This is a genomic window from Kordia sp. (assembly GCF_045105435.1).
GTDB lineage: Bacteria > Bacteroidota > Bacteroidia > Flavobacteriales > Flavobacteriaceae > Kordia.
Genome location: NZ_JBGCDL010000279.1, coordinates 1 through 4,549, shown reverse-complemented (window position 1 = coordinate 4,549; position 4,549 = coordinate 1). Strand labels below are relative to the sequence as shown.

At 36.4% G+C, this 4,549-nt stretch carries 4 protein-coding genes; 1 reads left to right on the top strand and 3 read right to left on the bottom strand.

Annotated features, from left to right (window positions below; all coding sequences use genetic code 11):
- Window positions 1-2,539: Calx-beta domain-containing protein (locus tag AB8B65_RS14260; protein WP_405301829.1), on the top strand; the 2,539-nt coding region annotated here is incomplete at its 5' end.
- An 87-nt stretch (window positions 2,540-2,626) separates the two neighbouring features.
- On the opposite strand, the gene AB8B65_RS14255 is transcribed toward AB8B65_RS14260, so the two are convergent.
- The 3 genes from AB8B65_RS14255 to AB8B65_RS14245 all read right to left on the bottom strand — a co-directional run.
- Window positions 2,627-3,067, bottom strand: a complete 441-nt coding sequence (locus AB8B65_RS14255) for a hypothetical protein (protein WP_405301827.1) — start codon at window positions 3,065-3,067, stop codon at window positions 2,627-2,629.
- A gap of 82 nt (window positions 3,068-3,149) precedes the next feature.
- Window positions 3,150-3,881 carry a hypothetical protein gene (locus AB8B65_RS14250; protein WP_405301825.1) on the bottom strand — a complete coding sequence of 244 codons (732 nt, stop codon included), beginning with the start codon at window positions 3,879-3,881 and terminating at the stop codon, window positions 3,150-3,152.
- 130 nt (window positions 3,882-4,011) lie between these two features.
- A partial coding sequence (locus AB8B65_RS14245; RefSeq protein WP_405301824.1) for a GIN domain-containing protein occupies window positions 4,012-4,549 on the bottom strand: 538 nt, incomplete at its 5' end.

Here is a 4,549-nt window from a genome sequence, read left to right as displayed (position 1 = left end):
TGTTGATACGGTTATACAAATTACAACAACGAGCGGTACAGCTAACGGTCTAGATGATTATGTCAATACAACAGTTACAGCCACAATTCCAGCTTTTCAAAGTGAGGTCAATGTAAGTATTCCCATTATAGATGATACTGTTTCTGAACCTCCAGAGGTTTTTTCAGTAAATGGAACGGTTGTTAGCGGAAATACAAGCAATACGGATCCATCAGGAACAGTCACTATTACTGATGATGACGATTCTTTTGTAAGTATTGGCGATGTTAATATCTCAGAAAGTGACGGTACTGCAAGTGTACCAGTATCCATAGCAGGACCAAGCGCTGTTGATACGGTTATAAGCATAACAACTACGGACGGTTCAGCTACTGATCCAGACGATTATGCATCTTTAACAGTGATGGTGACAATCCCTGCTTTTCAAACTTCAACCAGCGTATCTATTCCTATAATCGACGATGCTATTTCTGAACCAACCGAAGATTTTACAGTAAACGGAACGGTTGTTAGCGGAAATACAAGCAATATTTCTCCATCAGGAACGGTCAATATTATTGATGATGATCAGGTTATATTTGTAATAAATGATATTTCAGTTATGGAAGATGCTGGAAGCATTACTGTTCCAGTTACAATTCAAGGGGTAAGTTCTATAGATACAAATATTAACATTACTACTACTAATGATACCGCCACTAGTCCTGACGATTATACCTCGGTAATGACTACGGTTACTATTCCTGCGCTTCAAAGTTCCATAAATGTGGTCATTCCGATCATAGATGATGATGTATTTGAAACTGCGGAAGCATTTTTTATCCAAGGAACTGTAATTACAGGAAATACCGTAAACGCAAACGATATTGCAACAGTAAGCATTATTGACGATGGAAGTTGTGGCGGTGGCAACATCGTTGGCGCTCCGTGTGATGATGGAGATCCAGCGACACTTTCAGATTTTATTGATGAAAATTGCAACTGTATTGGTGAAGCAACAGAAGATGTAGATGGAGACGGAATTCTAAACATAGAAGAAGTATTTAACGGAACCGATTACACAGATCCTTGCGATCCTGTGCAAGACATTGGTTATACTGGTTTTGATGCGGATAATACAGTTTGGCAAGCGGGTAACTGTGACAATGATGATCTAAACAATGCCTTAGAAATAATCCTCGGAACCGACCCGTATAATACCAACTACAATACCATACAAGGAAATATAGCGTACGATCTCAATGATGATGGATGTAATGGAACTGACGATTTAGTATTTCCGTTTACACGTGTCGATATCAATGATGGAACCGAAACAACGTCCATATTTACTGATAATTTGGGTAATTATTCATTCCAAGCGACATCAGGAAACTATACGATCACGCCAAACATAGAAAACCCGACATTATACATAGCAACTCCTGCAAATGCAATAGCAAATTTTCCAATAACGAACAACCTTTTAGCGGATGAAGATTTTTGTATAACGAACAACGGTTCAAACCCTGATGTAGAAATTGTAATATCGCCAATTGATTTTGCACGACCAGGATTTGATGCTTCTTATTGGATTAGCTATAAAAACAAAGGAAACGAAGTCATTTCTGGAGATATCAGTCTTACCTACGATGAACCACTTTTAGACTTCATCAATAGTACAGAAACCATAAGTTCGCAAACACCAGGAGTGTTAAATTGGACATATACAGACTTAGCGCCGTTAGAAAGTAGAAATTTCTATGTTAGATTCAATGTCAATTCACCAACGGAAACGCCACCAGTAAACATAGACGATCAATTGGTTTTCACGGCAACCATAAACCCAATTGCAGGCGATATATTACCTGACGATAATCAATTTGCGTATACACAAACGGTTGTAGGTTCGTATGATCCTAATGACATTACATGTATTCAAGGAAACTTTGTAAATCCTGATCAAATAGGAGAGTATTTACACTATGTCATCAACTTTGAAAACACAGGAAACTTCTTTGCGCAAAATGTAGTTGTTGAAATGGAAATAGATCCTACGCAATTCAATGCGTCAACCATACGAATGCTAAGTACTTCGCACGACGCTAGTATAACGGTCACAGGAAATATAATTCGTTTTATCTTTCAAAATATCTTGTTAGAAGCTGGTGGACATGGAAACATTCTATTAAAAATTCAATCGCAAGACACGCTCATAGAAGACGATATTGTAAGTAACGAAGCCAATATATTCTTTGATTACAATTTCCCAATTCAAACCAATACAGAAACAACGGCATTTACGTTAAGTTTAGATCAAGTACGACTAAACAATGCGATAAACATTTATCCGAATCCTACCAAAGAGCAGTTATACATCTCTGCAAAAGATGCCATAAAAAGTATCGAAATCTATGATGTACAAGGTAGAATGTTAGCATCCGAAAAATACAATACAAAAAACATAGCGCTTGACATGTCAGCACAAGCAGCTGGAATCTATTTTGTGAAAATAAAAACCGAGAAAGGCATTAAAACCGAGAAAATTGTCAAAATGTAACTCTTTGCTTTTACCAGTAAGATTACCCTAGAAAAGATCAACATCAGTGTTGGTCTTTTTTAGTTTATACATATTAGTAAAAAATAATTAAGCCGTAAATCCAAAAAGTTTTTTCAATTTGCTATATCCGTTCCAAGAGCAGCTTCCATCTGTTGCAATGCGCTGTGTATCATTATAAATAACTAAGTAATTATCTACAGTAGTGCAGCCTAAATCGTGCTGTTGCGACAACTCTTTTTCAAAACTTCTAACACGTTCCATAAATGCATCGCTTACCTGCTTTTTTTCGTTCTTATAAACGACGTAATACGTATTATTTGTGCGTTCAAAAGTCAAGGCTTCTTTGCTATTATGAAAGCATCCGCTAGACTTGTAATGAATGGTGAAATGCTCACCATTTTTCAATTTATCAATAAAAGGAACAATAGATTCGGTCGTTTCTGTAGTCACAACTTGGTTGGTTTTACTTTGTGCATAATTCAGCATAATTGAAAAACACAATACACAACTTAGATATATTTTTTTCATAATTTGATTGATTAACGATTGGCTAAAACTATAAAAGCTACCAATAAAAACGAACTCTAAATGAGTAAATTATCGATTTCAGTTAGGCAACGGGCATATTTCCGTAAAAAGTGACTTCAAAAATTGCCAACGCAAGCAACCATTTTTCTTCTTCCAAGCTTGACGAAGTTGTTTTTGACAACACCAATGCACCAAAATTCAATTCCTCAAAAATAGTTGAAACTGTTGAGGTATTTTCAATTGTATCATACAAAGGAGCTGTTTGTAACTGCGCTATTTCACGTTGATTCATTACCAACGGAAAATGTGAACGCTCAGTACTATTTGCTGGACGTTTAGCATGTCCAATTAGCTGTTTTTCAGAATTATAGATGTTTCCGGAATTGTCCCAAGTACCTAACAACACATCATCACAAAACAGAGAAATATTCAATCCTAAAAATGTAAATGCAAATGTTTGTTTCTTTGTGATTGCGACTAATTGACCTGTTGCGTTTTTTCCACGTTCCACACGTTCAAAAGCCACAATTGGTTTTTGCTGTGTATTGTATAAAAATCCTGTGGTGTGAATGCTTCTCACATCTTCCGAACGTTCAAACGTCATGGCATCTGTGATTTGAAGCTGCAAGTCAGTCTTATATGGTACGAGTTTCTTTCGCCTTTTCAATACATTTTGAAGCATCAATTTGCGTTCATCTTCCAAAAAAGCTTCATTCTTTACATCTTTCGATTTCTTTAACACAAACGAAATCAGTACAATAAATACGAAAACGACGAGCGTTATCAAAATAATCATAATGGTGAAAAAGTCCATATTGGTGTAATTTTAATGCGCTAAAGATACGTCTTTACGAGGAGTTTTCAACGAAGCAATCTGTTGCTATAGAAACCGAAAAATTCATTGTATTTCACGAATAAAAAGGACCTAATTCACATACTAACTTCTAAAAAATACGCTTCAAAAAGCTTTTATTTACTTCGCTAATTTTACGCAAAATCGCTTCTTCTTCAAACTTATGCATGTTAATGGCTTTCGGACTTCCTAACAAGTCAATCTCTGAACGATCGTGTGCATCAATCGTAATCTCTTCTGTGCAATTTAGGACAACTTTTGCTTGTTCGGTAGCGGTTACGTGAATTTCCTTTGCGGTTAATTCGTGTGCAACAAACTCACCTTTTTCTTTCACTTCCAAATACAAAACATCCGTTTGTCCTTGAAGCTTCATGTTAGCATATTCCACTTGCGAAGTCACTTTTGTAGCGGTTACATTGGCTTCAATCTTTGCGTCTTCAAACGCAGTTAGAATCAGTTCGCGTGTAGTAATTTCATAGCGTTGTTTCGTTTTTCCGAAACCGTTAATTGCGAGTGAATCGCTCATAATTCTCAAATCCATTTCTGCATCGCCAAGTGCGTTAATTTCGGCTGTATCGATTGTCAAAGTCGTTACAGATTTCAATTCGGCTTCATTTTCGGCGTGAATG

Excerpts from the sequence above, each read along its gene's own strand:
- AB8B65_RS14250 (WP_405301825.1), bottom strand. The coding sequence starts at position 3,881 with ATGGACTTTTTCACCATTATGATTATTTTGATAACGCTCGTCGTTTTC.
- AB8B65_RS14255 (WP_405301827.1), bottom strand. The coding sequence starts at position 3,067 with ATGAAAAAAATATATCTAAGTTGTGTATTGTGTTTTTCAATTATGCTG.